Below are 13,950 nucleotides of genomic sequence, written 5' to 3'. Positions count from 1 at the left end.
GCAGCCATGACTGACAAGACTTTTCTGGTGGAAATCGGCACGGAAGAACTACCGCCGAAGGCTCTTCGTAATCTGGCGGAATCTTTTGCCGCCCACTTTACCGCCGAACTGGATGCAGCCGGATTGACGCACGGTGAAGTGCGCTGGTTCGCCGCGCCGCGCCGTCTGGCGCTGAAAGTGGCGGCGTTGAGCGCCTCGCAACCTGACCGAGAAATAGAAAAACGCGGCCCGGCGATAGCGCAGGCGTTCGACGCCGATGGCAAACCGACCAAAGCGGCCGAAGGTTGGGCGCGTGGTTGCGGCATCACGGTTTCTCAGGCTGAGCGTCTGACAACCGATAAAGGCGAGTGGTTGCTCTACCGCGCGCAGGTTAAAGGCGAGCGGGCGCAGGCATTGCTGACCGGAATGGTGAACGCGGCGCTGGCGAAGCTGCCGGTGCCGAAACTGATGCGCTGGGGCGACAAGGAAACACAGTTTGTGCGTCCGGTGCATACGGTGACCCTGCTGCTGGGCGACGAACTGATCCCCGGTCAGGTGTTGGGCATTGAGTCCGCCCGCACTATCCGTGGTCACCGTTTTATGGGTGAAGCGCAATTCACGATCGATACTGCCGATCAGTATCCTGACATTTTGCTGGCGCGCGGCAAAGTCATGGCGGATTACGAACAACGTAAAGCCAAAATCAAGGCCGATGCAGAAGAAGCGGCGCGCAAGATTGGCGGTAATGCCGATCTGAGCGACAGTCTGCTGGAAGAAGTCGCCTCGCTGGTGGAATGGCCGGTGGTGCTGACGGCGAAATTTGAAGAAAAATTCCTCGCGGTGCCGTCCGAAGCGCTGGTGTATACCATGAAGGGCGACCAGAAATATTTCCCGGTCTATGACCCTAGCGGCAAGCTGCTGCCAAACTTCATTTTTGTCGCCAACATCGAATCCAGCGATCCGCAACAGATTATCTCCGGTAATGAAAAAGTCGTGCGTCCGCGTCTGGCGGATGCTGAATTCTTCTTCAACACCGATCGTAAAAAGCGTCTGGAAGATCATCTGCCGCGTCTGGAAACCGTCCTGTTCCAGCAACAACTGGGGACGCTGCGCGATAAAACCGATCGCATTCAGGCGCTGGCAGGTTGGGTCGCCGCGCGGATTGGTGCGGATGTGGAGCACGCCGCCCGCGCCGGTTTGCTGTCCAAGTGCGACCTGATGACCAACATGGTGTTTGAATTCACCGACACCCAAGGCGTGATGGGGATGCACTATGCGCGTCACGATGGCGAGCCGGAAGAGGTGGCCGTCGCGTTGAACGAACAGTATCAACCACGTTTTGCCGGTGATGCTCTGCCGTCTTCTTCCGTGGCCTGCGCGTTGGCGATCGCCGACAAAATGGATACGCTGGCCGGGATTTTTGGCATTGGTCAGCATCCGAAAGGCGACAAAGATCCGTTTGCCTTGCGCCGTGCGGCGTTGGGGGTATTGCGTATCATCGTCGAGAAGCGTTTGCCGCTGGATTTACAGACGCTGACGGAACAAGCCGCGCGTCTGTACGGCGACAAGCTGACCAACGCCAAGGTGGTGGATGATGTGATTGAGTTTATGCTCGGTCGTTTCCGCGCCTGGTATCAGGAAGAAGGTCACAGCGTGGATACCATTCAGGCGGTATTGGCGCGTCGTCCGACCCGTCCGGCGGATTTTGACGCCAGAGTGAAGGCGGTCAGTCACTTCCGCACGTTGGAAGCGGCGGCGGCGCTGGCGGCGGCCAACAAGCGGGTTTCCAATATTCTGGCGAAGTCCAGCGATACGCTGAAAGAGAATGTGGATGCGTCCGTATTGAAAGATCCGGCGGAAATCACGCTGGCGACGCATGTGGTGGTGCTGACGGATAAACTTCAACCGCTGTTTGCCGCCGGCCAATATCAGGAAGCGTTAGCGGAACTGGCTTCCCTGCGCGAACCGGTTGACGCGTTCTTCGATCAGGTGATGGTGATGGCGGAAGATGAGCAACTGCGGATTAACCGTCTGACGTTGCTCAGCAAATTGCGGGAATTGTTCTTGCAGGTTGCGGATATTTCGCTGCTACAGTAAGCGCTTCGCGCTCCCTCTTCAGAATGAAGGGGGAGCTTCATCGTTCCGCTGTTATTAAATAAGATGGGTTGGCGCGCTAGGGTTTTGATTAAAAGAAATCAGAAGGAGATTAAATCCAATCTGTGTTCGTCTGCTTGAATTCGTTAATTTAATGATGTTGCAAAATAATGATGGAAATTTATTTAACCGGCAAGGAAATAAACCTCTGCCCAGCGATGTTATCACTCCCTGAGTGTATTATTGCTACATTAACACAGGGGTATAAATTAAATATCATTATATTAACTAAAAATAACAGTTAGTATTTCATTTCTTCAACAATGCGATAATTCTTTTTCTGTATATCAATCATTACTGTCTGATCTAATACCTATTCTGAATTAACCTGCGCTTTTTTATGCTATTTCATGTTTTGTGAAATAGAATAAAGATCACAATATTCAACCAATAGTGCTCTTATACTGAAAATAGTTTCCACTTGTGAGCAATGCCCGATAACGGATTATTGAGATAAATAAAGTTAATTATTTATTCAGCGCCTGTTGATTCAATTGCAGAGAGAGGGCTTTTTATTGTTTGCGCAGAAAAAAAGAGAATAAAATAATAATCACAGAATACTGCGCTGATAACATCGTTACACTCTGTCTGCTGTAATACGCTTCATAAAATTTATTTTTATTTTATTACAGGGGATTATTATGACTTCAATTAACTTTTCCATTCCGCGTGATATTACCTACGGTGAAAATGCGCTGCAACGGCTCGCCACTCTGCGCGGACGCAAGGCGGTGATCGTGACCGGCGGTAGTTCAATGAAAAGGCATGGTTTTCTGGCGCGTACCGAGCAACTGCTCAATCAGGCCGGGATTTCGTGTCTGATTATCGACAATGTTGAACCTAATCCTTCGCTTGCCACAGTACAACGTGGGGCGCAAGCGATGCTGGCATTTGAACCGGATTGGATCGTGGCGCTCGGCGGCGGTTCCGCCATTGATGCGGCAAAAATCATGTGGTGTTTCTATGAGCATCCGCATCTGACGCTGGAAGCTGTTTTACCGGTCGGTTCCATGCCAGCGCTGCGTAACAAAGCCAAATTTGTCGCCATTCCTTCCACCAGCGGTTCCGCGTCGGAAATTACCGCTTTTTCGGTGATTACCGATACCGAAAGCCATATTAAATATCCTGTCGTGGCAGCCGATATGGTGCCGGATATCGCGATCCTCGACCCGGCAATCCCGGCGACCTGCCCGCCGTGCATCACCGCCTATTCGGGCATGGATGTACTGACTCATGCGCTGGAAGCCTATGTGTCCAAGACCGCCACATCGTTTACCGACCCTTATGCGCTGGAAGCGATTCGGCTGGTTTTTGAGAATCTGGAAACCGCGTATCTGTCGCCGGATAATATGCAGGCGCGTTATCACATGCATAATGCGTCGGCGCTGGCAGGCATTGCTTTTACCAACGCGTCGCTGGGGATTATCCATTCGCTGGCGCATAAACTGGGCGGTGAGTTCGGCGTCACACATGGGTTGGCCAACGCCATTTTGTTGCCTTACGTCATCCAATATAACCGCCACTGGACTAATAAATATCAGCAGATCGAAAAGCGTTTAGGCATCCTTAATCTGGCCGCTGCCGTGCGGGATCTGAGCCGGCGGTTGAACATTCCCGACACCTTGCGGCAATGTGATGAAGTGGATTTCTGCGAAGAAAAATTCATCCAGGTTCTCGATCGGATGAGCAGCAATGCGCTGGCTGATCCCTGTACTTTAACCAACCCCGGTAATCCGCAGATGGAAGATATGCGGGAACTGTATACCGTCGCGTATTACGGGAAATAATTGCTCACGGGTAAAATAGCCGGAAATGGTTATGTCCAAATCAACGGCGATCATCCTGCTGGGTGATCGCCGTTTTGACTTGTGCGCGCTAATCCCGCCGGGCCATCCGGCATCTTGCGGTGCTGTCGCCCGCCATATTCTGACGTTAAGTGAACGGCAACCCGGCACAGGTGATGTGATCCGACTATGCTTAATCGTAACGGGCCGAACATTGAGCATGTAAAACAGGAGCATGGAATGAGGGAAGTGATGGAATATCGCAAACGCTGGCTGTGGCCGGTTTTGATATTTTTTATGGCGTTACAAATGGCAGGGTGCGGCGATAGCGAGTCTGATCAACGCAAAGCCTTTACGGACTTCGTACAAAATGTCCAATTGCAACCAGATGGCAAATTACCTGCGCTGACGGAAGAGCAAAAGAAGAACTTCGGGCCATTTGTTAACGATTACGCGATTCTGACGACATTTTCCCAGCAGTTTACTCAGTCTGTGACAGACAGTCTGACGCCAATGTTGGCGCAGGTTTCTCAAATCAGAGTACCCAGGGATTATTTGTCTCAGCGTGACGCGCTGCGGCAATCCATTGGCGCCATCAATATGCTGGGGCAGCACGTCCAGGCGGCAAAAGCGCAGGCGGATAATGCCCGCCGTGCGCTTAAACAACCGCAAGAATTACAGGTTGGTTACGATCGGTTATATCAGCGCGTGGTGACGCAGCCGACTAACACATTGTTGCCGATTATCCCTAACGCGATCGCCTTTGCCCAGAACCTGATACAAGTGGGAGATTATTTGCAGGCGCAAGGCGATCAAGTGATTTTCAACGGCGACTCGGTTCAATTTTATACGCCGCAACAGGTCGCTCAGTACAACGGTATGGTATTAGGATTACCCGCGCAGCAGCAGAACCTGTTGAACGCGCTTAAGTCACTGGGGGGCGCCGTCACGCCGTAAGCGCGACAGGGGAACCGCCGCTGAAGCGAAATTTATTGTGATGCTTATCACATAAATGACACAAAGTTACCGAGTGAAAGTGTGACGTTAGTCACAAAATTAAGTCGGTCGCACACGCAAATCGCATTATATTTGCGGTGTTTAATGTTTTTTTGTGAAGTAAGTCACCCATTTGTGGCGATGATGTCGGGTGATTGTGTGATTTTTGTCACGTTTAAGCCGTGGTGTTGCGGTACGACAACGGCGTGTTAGAGTCCGCGCTGTATACAGCAATGCTGATGGGGACACGCATGTGATCAACCCGTCACATCATCTCACGATAATTATCACGCGCTCTTATTGTCAGCGCGTCTCAATAGGGGTGTGTTTTTATGCTTTCTCCAGATTTTAAGGTCAAAGTGCAAAACTTTGGCCGCTTTCTGAGCAATATGGTAATGCCCAATATTGGCGCATTCATTGCCTGGGGTATTATTACCGCACTGTTTATTCCTACGGGTTGGATACCTAACGAGACGCTGGCGAAGCTCGTCGGCCCGATGATCACCTATCTGCTGCCGTTGCTGATCGGTTATACCGGCGGTCGTCTGGTGTTTGGCGAGCGCGGCGGCGTAGTCGGCGCTATCACCACTATGGGGGTAATCGCCGGGACAGATATCCCCATGTTCCTGGGCGCCATGATTGTCGGACCGCTGGGCGGTTGGACCATCAAGCGTTTCGACAAGATGGTCGACGGCAAAATCAAAAGCGGTTTTGAAATGCTGGTCAACAACTTCTCCGCCGGTATTATCGGCATGTTGTTGGCGATCCTGGCGTTTCTGGCGATTGGCCCGCTGGTTGAAATCTTCTCTCAGGCACTGGCGGCTGGCGTTAACGTCATGGTGCAAAACAACCTGCTGCCGTTTACGTCCATTTTTGTCGAACCGGCAAAAATTCTGTTCCTGAACAACGCCATTAACCACGGCATTTTCTCGCCGCTGGGTATTCAGCAGGCCACCGAAACCGGGAAATCCATTTTCTTCCTGATTGAAGCCAACCCTGGTCCGGGCATGGGCGTGCTGATGGCTTATATGTTCTTTGGCCGCGGCAATGCGAAAGAGTCTGCGCCGGGTGCGGCGATCATCCATTTCCTCGGCGGGATCCATGAAATCTATTTCCCTTATGTCCTGATGAATCCGCGTCTGATTATTGCGGTGATCCTGGGCGGAATGACCGGCGTGTTCACTCTGGGCGTACTGGACGGCGGTCTGGTTTCTCCGGCCTCTCCGGGTTCTATTCTGGCGGTGCTGGCGATGACGCCGAAAGGCGCGTATTTCGCTAATATTGTAGCGATTACGGCGGCATTTGCCGTGTCTTTCCTGGTTTCGGTAATTTTGCTCAAGAGCATGAAACAAAAGAACGAAGATGATCTGAGCGAAGCTACTCGCCGTATGCAGGACATGAAAGCCACGGCCAAAGGGCAGAGCGGCGTGAGTACGGGCGTCAGCGGCGATATGAGCACCGTGCGTAAAATCATCGTCGCATGTGATGCCGGTATGGGCTCCAGCGCGATGGGCGCAGGGGTGCTGCGCAAGAAAGTGCAGGATGCCGGGCTGACCAACATCTCTGTGACCAACAGCGCGATAAACAACCTGCCGGATGATGTCGATCTGGTGATTACCCACCGCGACCTGACTGAGCGCGCCATGCGTCATGCGCCGCAGGCTCAGCACATTTCGCTGACCAATTTCCTCGACAGCAACCTGTACAACGATCTGGCGGCGCGTCTGGTCGCCGCGCAGGGCAAGGACGACGCGCCGATGGCTGCGTCGGTCACCACCGCCTCGACCGCCGAACCGTCAAACCTGTTCCAACTGAGCGCCAGTAATGTTTTCCTCAATCAACAGGCGACCGACAAAGAGCAGGCGATTCGTTTCGCGGGTGAGCAACTGGTTAAGGGCGGCTATGTCGATCCGGAATATGTCGATGCCATGCTGGAGCGTGAGAAACTGACTTCCACCTACCTGGGAGAATCCATCGCCGTGCCGCACGGTACGATTGAAGCGAAAGATCGGGTGCTGAAAACCGGCGTGGTTTTCTGCCAGTATCCTGATGGCGTGCGTTTTGGCGATGAAGACGATGAGGTGGCGCGTCTGGTCATTGGCATTGCCGCTCGCAACAATGAACATATCCAGGTGATAACCAGCCTGACCAATGCGCTTGATGATGACGCGGTGATTGAACGTCTCGCGCATACCCAGGACGTGCAGGCGGTACTTGACCTGCTGTCCGGTAAAAAGAACGCCTGATTATACCCGTCAGCTTTCAAGTTGCGGATGCGTTGGCTTTGTTACTCGCCCCAGTCACTTACTTGCTTAAGTTGCTGGGGATTTACCCGATTGCCGCCTTGCCGCCCCTTGAATTCTATTGGGTGTATACGCTGCCGCCGTCTCCGGGCAGCCTCTTTTTATCTTTTCGTTTTTAAGGTTGAAGCATGATGAAAGCATTACATTTCGGCGCCGGTAATATTGGCCGGGGATTCATTGGCAAACTGTTGGCCGATGCCAATATCGAACTGACGTTCGCGGACGTCAGCCAGCCGCTTCTGGATGCCTTGAATAGTCGCAAAAGTTATCAGGTGCGGATTGTGGGAGAGCAAACGCATCTGGATACCGTGAGCAACGTCAGTGCGGTGCATAGCGGCAGCCCGCAAGCCGTTGCGCTGATTGCTGATGTTGATCTGGTCACCACCGCCGTCGGGCCGCAGGTTCTGGAAAAAATCGCCGGGACGATCGCCCAGGGATTGGTGAAACGTCATGCGAACGGCAATACAAAACCGCTTAACATTATCGCCTGTGAAAATATGGTGCGCGGCACCAGCCAGCTTAAGCAACACGTGGTGAAATTGTTGCCGGAAGCACAGCTTGCCTGGGTCGATGAACATGTCGGATTTGTGGATTCCGCCGTTGACCGCATTGTTCCGCCTTCCGAAGCCGGCAGTGATGATGTGCTGGCTGTCACGGTGGAAACCTTCAGTGAATGGATTGTTGATCAAACCCAGTTCTGTGGTGAACCGCCGGTCATTCCGGGCATGGAACTGACCGATAACCTGATGGCGTTTGTTGAACGCAAGCTGTTTACGCTCAACACCGGCCATGCCATTACCGCTTATCTGGGACAACAGGCTCGCCATCAGACCATTCGTGATGCGATCCTTGACCCGGAAATTCGTGCCGTGGTCAAGGGCGCGATGGAAGAGAGCGGCGCGGTTCTGATCAAACGCTACGGTTTTGATGCCGGCAAGCACGCCGCGTATATCAATAAAATCCTCAGTCGATTTGAAAACCCCTATTTGCACGATGATGTCGAGCGTGTGGGGCGTCAACCGCTGCGTAAGCTGAGCGCGGGCGATCGCCTGATCAAACCATTGCTGGGGACGCTGGAATATCAATTACCGCATGACAACCTGATTATTGGTATCGCGGCGGCGATGCGTTATCGCAGCGAACAGGATCCACAGGCGCAGGAACTGGCTGAATGGTTGCAGAATCTTGGCCCGCAGGCGGCGCTGGCGCAGATTTCCGGTCTGGATGCCAACAGCGAGGTTGTCGCGCAAGCCGTGAATGTGTATAACGCCATGCAATAATTGATGCGGCTGGTTCACGTTATGTCAGCCTCTGAATGCTGACATACGTTGATCAGGCGTGTTATCTGCGTGAATGAGGGGCTTTCCCATCAATGTCATCGGGTTAAAAGATGTCTGTGTGCGGGTTGAAGGTATGAGATGTGACGATGGAAGAAACACAGGCGTTTGAAAACCGGGTGCTTGAAGCCTTGAATTCAGGCACAACGGTGCGTAGCTTTATGCTCAAGGCCGTTGATCTGCTGGCCGAGGCTGTCAGTATCCTGATGTCGCAGGTGTTTCGCAAAGATGACTACGCCGTGAAATATGCGGTTGAACCCTTAATGACGGGAACCGGGCCGCTGAGTGATCTTTCTGTGCGTCTCAAGCTGATTTATGGTCTGGGTATGATCAGCCGTAAAGAGTATGAGGACGCCGAATTGCTGATGGCGCTGGGTGAGGAACTCACCCATGATGAGCATGAATATCATTTTACGGATGATGAAATCCTTGGGCCGATTGGCGAATTGCATTGCGTCAGCGCGCTGCCTTCCTTGCCTGCGCTACCGCCAGGCGGCGAGTCGGCGGACCCATTGTTGGTCAGCATGCGCCAGCAGCGCTATCAGCAGATGGTGCGCTCGACGCTGGTGTTGTCGCTCACCGAACTGATTGCCCAAATTAGTTTGAAAAAGGCTTTTTGAATCGAATTTCTCTACGCTCGTCCACTGCACTGACAAGACCTTTGGTGTATGCTTACGCCCCGCATGATCCTCCCGTTAAACAGGTTTATACGTTATGAAAGAGCAGGAAAAAGCAGAGATTAAACGCCTTAGCGATCAACTGGATGCGTTGAATCGTAAGCAGGATGCGTTGCTGACGCAGGGCGATGCCGAAGCGATAGCCGTTAATCAGGCGGCAAGCGAGAAGCTGGCGGCGGAAATCGAACGCCTGCGCAATGTACGGGTGCAGAAACTCAGTCAGGAAGCGCAAAAACTGTCGCGTCTACCTTTCAGCCGGGCTATCACCAAAAAAGAACAGGCCAATATGGGCGCGTTGAAGAAAAGCGTGCGCGGGTTGGTAGTGGTGCATCCTATGACGGCGCTGGGGCGTGAAATGGGGCTGAAAGAGATGACGGGCTACGCGCCGAAGCCCTTTTAAGCCGTTTGTGCCGTGGCCGCAAGGCGCGCGCAGCCCCAACGAGCTACGCGCGGCGCTCAACGCGGCGGGTTAGTGTTTATAACCCAGTTGCGTTGGCGATTGGGACGAAGCGATGGCTGCGGGCGTTGATTCATCCCGCATATTGGATAAACGGAACACGGAAACCGCCTGTTTGAGCAATGTCGCCTGTTCTTCCAGCGAGCTGGCGGCGGCGGCGGATTGTTCCACCAGGGCGGCGTTTTGCTGGGTGGTGCTGTCCATTTCCACAATCGCCTGATTAACCTGTTCAATACCGCGGCTCTGCTCATCGGACGCCGTGGCAATTTCCCCCATAATGTCATGCACCTGCGTAACTGACGTCACGATGTCATCCATGGTTTTACCCGCATTGCCGACCAGCACGGCCCCTTGCGATACCTGACGGACGGATTCGGCGATCAGGGTGTCGATTTCTTTCGCTGCCTGTGAACTTCGTTGCGCCAGATTGCGAACTTCGCTGGCTACCACGGCGAATCCTCGTCCCTGCTCACCGGCGCGAGCGGCTTCGACCGCAGCATTGAGCGCCAGAATATTAGTCTGGAAAGCGATGCTGTTAATGACAGAAGTAATTTCTGCAATGCGTTTTGAACTGTGCTCAATGTCATTCATGGTTTTCACCACGTTGTGGACTTGCTCGCCGCCTTGTTTTGCGGTTTGGGACGCGCTGATGACCAGCTTATTGGCCTGATGCGCGTTATCGGCGTTCTGTTTCACCGTGGCCGTGAGTTCTTCCATGCTGGCCGCCGTCTGTTCGACCGCCGCTGCCTGTTCCTCGGTACGTGAAGACAGATCGGTATTGCCGGCGACGATTTCGCCTGATGCGGTTGAAATCTGGCTGACGCCGAGACGGATTTCATCGATCATGTTATGCAGATTGTCGTTCATTTTCGCCATGCTGCTCATCAATTGGCCTAGTTCATCGCTGCGGGCGGTTTTAATGGACATGGAGAGATCGCCGGTGGCGATACGTTCAGCCATATCCAGCGTTTGATGCAATGGCGATGTAATTTGCCGGGAAATAAACCAGGAAATCAGCAAACCAAGCACCAGCGTAATCAGTGCGGTTATACCCAGTTGGATTTCGGAAATGCGGATGTCCTTCTGAGTCGATTGCAGTTGGCTGCTGAGCAATGTTTCGACGGCGTCGTTCATTTGGTTGGCGGTGGCGCCAATCTGCTGGGCCAACGCCATTTCTTCCTGATAGGCGGGCAGATAGGCCAGCGCTTGTTCTTCATAGGCATTCATGATGCTAAGCACCGGATTCAGCGTCGCCTGTTGCTCGGCAGGCAGACTTTGATACAAAGTGGTCAGCGATGTTTGCGCATCATTGATGGCGTTTTTCAGCTTTTCTTCCGCCTCGTTATCGCGAGAGAGGAGAAGGCCGCGCACTTGATAGCGAACTTCGGCCAGTTTATGAGTGAGATCGGCGGCCAGTAACTGCTGCGCAAAATTATCGCTGTCAGCTTTTAGTTGATCATCAAGCTGTTTTAGGTATTTATTACTTTCCGATAGATTCCAGCTTTCTCTGATGTCATCTTTTTTATTGATGGCTGCAATGTAGCCCGCCTGCATTTTCTGATATTCGGCAATGGTGGTCGTGATTTGAGAAAGCGTCGCGATGTCATGTTCACTCCAACGCCATTGATTTGCCTCCGCCACCAAATTTTTCATATTATTAATGTGCAGAATATTTTTCTCAATATGTTCAGGTTGGTAGCTCGCGCTGTAGAGCGCCCGATAATATTTCGCCTGGTTAATTTCATCACTGATATTATTGCTGAAATTAACTTTATCAATGCTTTGTTTTAACGCTTCAATCTGCATGATGCCTGCACCGGCAATGATCATCGTCATCATTAAGATCAAGCAGAAACCTAACCCTAATTTCTTACCTACTTTGATATTCTCAAATTTTATTGCCATTCCGTTTCTACCACGCTCTTAAGATTTGAACTATTCATCAATAATATCTGCAATTTGCGAGTGGTATTGGCACCATGAGATGACCATTTATAAAAAGATATCCTCACAAAAATCACACGATAAAACTCCAAGTGAGTTATCGGCAATTCATATATAAACTTTATATTCACGTGATAATTAAATAGTTAAAGAAGAAAGGTAAGAGGGAATGGGTGACATTTCTTAATAAAAAACCGGAATAACAGTAAGTTATCCCGGTTTATTTCATCACGGATATATTCCCTTCCCTTGCCGCTCGCTATCTTCAGCACCCCGGAAACGATGGAAAGATCTCCGCGCTAGTAGCGAAAAGATTATTTTTTCGCTTGTGCAAAGCGGCTGGTCGCTTCGTCCCAATTCACCACGTTCCAGAAGGCTTTGATGTAATCCGGGCGGCGGTTCTGATATTTCAGATAGTAGGCGTGTTCCCATACATCCAGACCAATGATCGGGTAGCCGGAGGCGCCAGAAATCGCTTCACCCATCAACGGGCTGTCCTGATTTGCGGTGGAAACCACGGCCAGTTTGCCGTCATCTTTCAACACCAGCCAGGCCCAGCCTGAGCCGAAACGGGTGGCGGCAGCCTGTTCAAATTTTTCTTTGAAAGCGTCAACGCTGCCAAAATCGCGCTCGATTGCGGCTTTCAGGTCGCCTGTCAGCGTCGTACCCAGCTTCAGACCTTTCCAGAACAGGCTGTGGTTGGCGTGACCGCCAGCGTTGTTGCGCAGAACGGTTTTTTTCTCTGTCGGCACTTTATCCAGTTGAGCGATCAGTTCTTCAGCAGACAGACTGGCAAGTTCAGGCAGGGACTCCAACGCTGCATTTGCGTTATTGACGTAAGTCTGGTGATGTTTGGTGTGATGGATTTCCATCGTTTGCTTGTCGAAGTGAGGTTCCAGCGCGTCATAAGCATAAGGCAGGGATGGCAGTGAATAACTCATGTTTAGCATCTCCATGGTTGTAGTACTAATGATTGTAGTACTAAAAAGTGGTCGTACCGAAAAAGCGTGGCCGTACCGCAAGGACACCGTAGTACGCCATATTCTGGTACATTTTACGGCGCTCTCTTTTGTTAGCTCCGCGTAAGCATTAGGTTCATTATAGTTAATTAAATGATATTGAAAATGATTATTCTCATGTCGGCATCAGAAACGACTCGCTTTTAGTCCGGTATAACAAGCGCTTATGTCATTATCTCTTCGGTTAAAAACAAATTGGTCTAAGATGCCAAAGCGCTTCTTCTGGATGCTCGTAACCTATTTCATACCACCGCTGTTTCAAACATCTTCTCCTTCAAACAATCGCTGCGGGTGAGAGTAAATGGTTGCGCGGCCCGGACGACAGAAGCCCACCAACGTCAGATTACAGCGTTCGGCAACCTCTACGGCCAGCGACGTGGCGGCGGATACCGCAAACAGGATCTCCACGCCGCACATGGCGGATTTCTGCACCATTTCATAACTCGCCCGGCTGGAAACCAGCACCGCTCCTTGCCGCCAGGGTTGTTTCGCCCGCATGCCGAGCAGTTTATCCAACGCCACATGGCGACCTACATCTTCACAGCCGCCTTGCAAGGCGCCATCCGGCGTTATCCAGGCGGCGGCGTGCGTACAGCCGGTTAGTTGTCCTACTTGCTGCACGTTTTTGAGTTGCGCCAGCGCGCTGTCAAGGCGGCTGAGCGAGAATGTCTGAGTGAACGGCAGCGGCGTGACGGGTTTGCCAATCTCAGATAGCTGCTCCACGCCGCAGACGCCGCAGCCTGTACGTCCATCCATCGCCCGGCGGCGTGCTTTCAGTCCGGCAAAACGACGGCTCGATAGCTCTATTTGTACTTCGACGCCGTTGCATACTGGTTGAACGTCTATCCCGTAGATATCCTGTGGCGACGCAATGATGCCTTCCGACAGCGAGAACCCCAGCGCGAATGCCGCCAAATCCTTTGGCGACGCCATCATAACGACATGTGAAATACCGTTGTAGACCAGCGCAACCGGCACCTCCTCCGCCAGCCAATCGTTTTGCGGCAGCGACAGGGCGTTCTGATGGCGCACGCTGCGTTGTGCTGCTCCGGCAGGGGCGGTAACCGCTTGTGGATGAGGGTTTTTCACCTGCAATACCCGTAAGTTGATAACCATAAATCGTGGATAGCATTATTTCACCACCGCCTGATGGATGCGAGTTTTTCTCCGCGAACGGTGAGCGTCCCCGCAATGCCATGTATTTCCGTGGCGAAACGAATAATAAATTGTGCGTCAACTCGAAGAGTTGTCATTCTCTCCGGTTTTTTCCTGTCAGAAATGCGGATCCCTGTATACGATT

At 52.1% G+C, this 13,950-nt stretch carries 11 protein-coding genes; 8 read left to right on the top strand and 3 right to left on the bottom strand.

Annotation, left to right across the window (positions count from 1 at the left end):
• Positions 1–6 precede the first annotated feature (6 nt).
• The 8 genes from glyS (at position 7) to NC856_RS08655 (ending at position 9,630) form a co-directional block, all read left to right on the top strand.
• Positions 7–2,076 (top strand): glycine--tRNA ligase subunit beta, encoded by a 2,070-nt coding sequence (gene glyS, locus NC856_RS08690; protein ID WP_264090034.1) that lies wholly within the window; start codon positions 7–9, stop codon positions 2,074–2,076.
• Between the two features lie 698 nt (positions 2,077–2,774).
• On the top strand, positions 2,775–3,920 hold the full coding sequence (locus NC856_RS08685; RefSeq protein WP_264090033.1) for an iron-containing alcohol dehydrogenase: 1,146 nt from the start codon (positions 2,775–2,777) through the stop codon (positions 3,918–3,920).
• A 31-nt stretch (positions 3,921–3,951) separates the two neighbouring features.
• Positions 3,952–4,143 carry a hypothetical protein gene (locus tag NC856_RS08680; RefSeq protein WP_264090032.1) on the top strand — a complete coding sequence of 64 codons (192 nt, stop codon included), beginning with the start codon at positions 3,952–3,954 and terminating at the stop codon, positions 4,141–4,143.
• Positions 4,144–4,169: 26 nt separating this feature from the next.
• On the top strand, positions 4,170–4,874 hold the full coding sequence (locus NC856_RS08675; RefSeq protein WP_264090197.1) for a DUF3053 domain-containing protein: 705 nt from the start codon (positions 4,170–4,172) through the stop codon (positions 4,872–4,874).
• A 371-nt stretch (positions 4,875–5,245) separates the two neighbouring features.
• Positions 5,246–7,159, top strand: a complete 1,914-nt coding sequence (locus NC856_RS08670) for a PTS mannitol transporter subunit IICBA (protein ID WP_264090031.1) — start codon at positions 5,246–5,248, stop codon at positions 7,157–7,159.
• A gap of 188 nt (positions 7,160–7,347) precedes the next feature.
• On the top strand, positions 7,348–8,496 hold the full coding sequence (locus tag NC856_RS08665; RefSeq protein ID WP_264090196.1) for a mannitol-1-phosphate 5-dehydrogenase: 1,149 nt from the start codon (positions 7,348–7,350) through the stop codon (positions 8,494–8,496).
• A 146-nt stretch (positions 8,497–8,642) separates the two neighbouring features.
• Positions 8,643–9,173 (top strand): MltR family transcriptional regulator, encoded by a 531-nt coding sequence (locus NC856_RS08660; protein WP_264090030.1) that lies wholly within the window; start codon positions 8,643–8,645, stop codon positions 9,171–9,173.
• Between the two features lie 94 nt (positions 9,174–9,267).
• A complete protein-coding gene (locus NC856_RS08655; protein WP_264090029.1) occupies positions 9,268–9,630 on the top strand; it encodes a YibL family ribosome-associated protein in 363 nt (120 codons plus the stop codon).
• A gap of 69 nt (positions 9,631–9,699) precedes the next feature.
• On the opposite strand, the gene NC856_RS08650 is transcribed toward NC856_RS08655, so the two are convergent.
• From NC856_RS08650 to fdhD, 3 genes are all read right to left on the bottom strand, one after another.
• Positions 9,700–11,592: a methyl-accepting chemotaxis protein gene (locus tag NC856_RS08650; protein WP_264090028.1), complete on the bottom strand. Its 1,893-nt coding sequence runs from the start codon at positions 11,590–11,592 to the stop codon at positions 9,700–9,702.
• Between the two features lie 353 nt (positions 11,593–11,945).
• Positions 11,946–12,572, bottom strand: coding sequence for a superoxide dismutase [Mn] (sodA, locus tag NC856_RS08645; RefSeq protein WP_264090027.1), 627 nt, complete (start codon positions 12,570–12,572; stop codon positions 11,946–11,948).
• A gap of 336 nt (positions 12,573–12,908) precedes the next feature.
• Positions 12,909–13,766, bottom strand: coding sequence for a formate dehydrogenase accessory sulfurtransferase FdhD (fdhD, locus tag NC856_RS08640; protein WP_264090026.1), 858 nt, complete (start codon positions 13,764–13,766; stop codon positions 12,909–12,911).
• Positions 13,767–13,950 lie beyond the last annotated feature (184 nt).

It is taken from the genome of Brenneria izbisi (genome assembly GCF_025840185.1).
Taxonomy (GTDB): domain Bacteria; phylum Pseudomonadota; class Gammaproteobacteria; order Enterobacterales; family Enterobacteriaceae; genus Brenneria; species Brenneria izbisi.
Note: the sequence above shows the minus strand (reverse complement) of the source record. Positions and strands in the feature narration are given on the sequence as shown.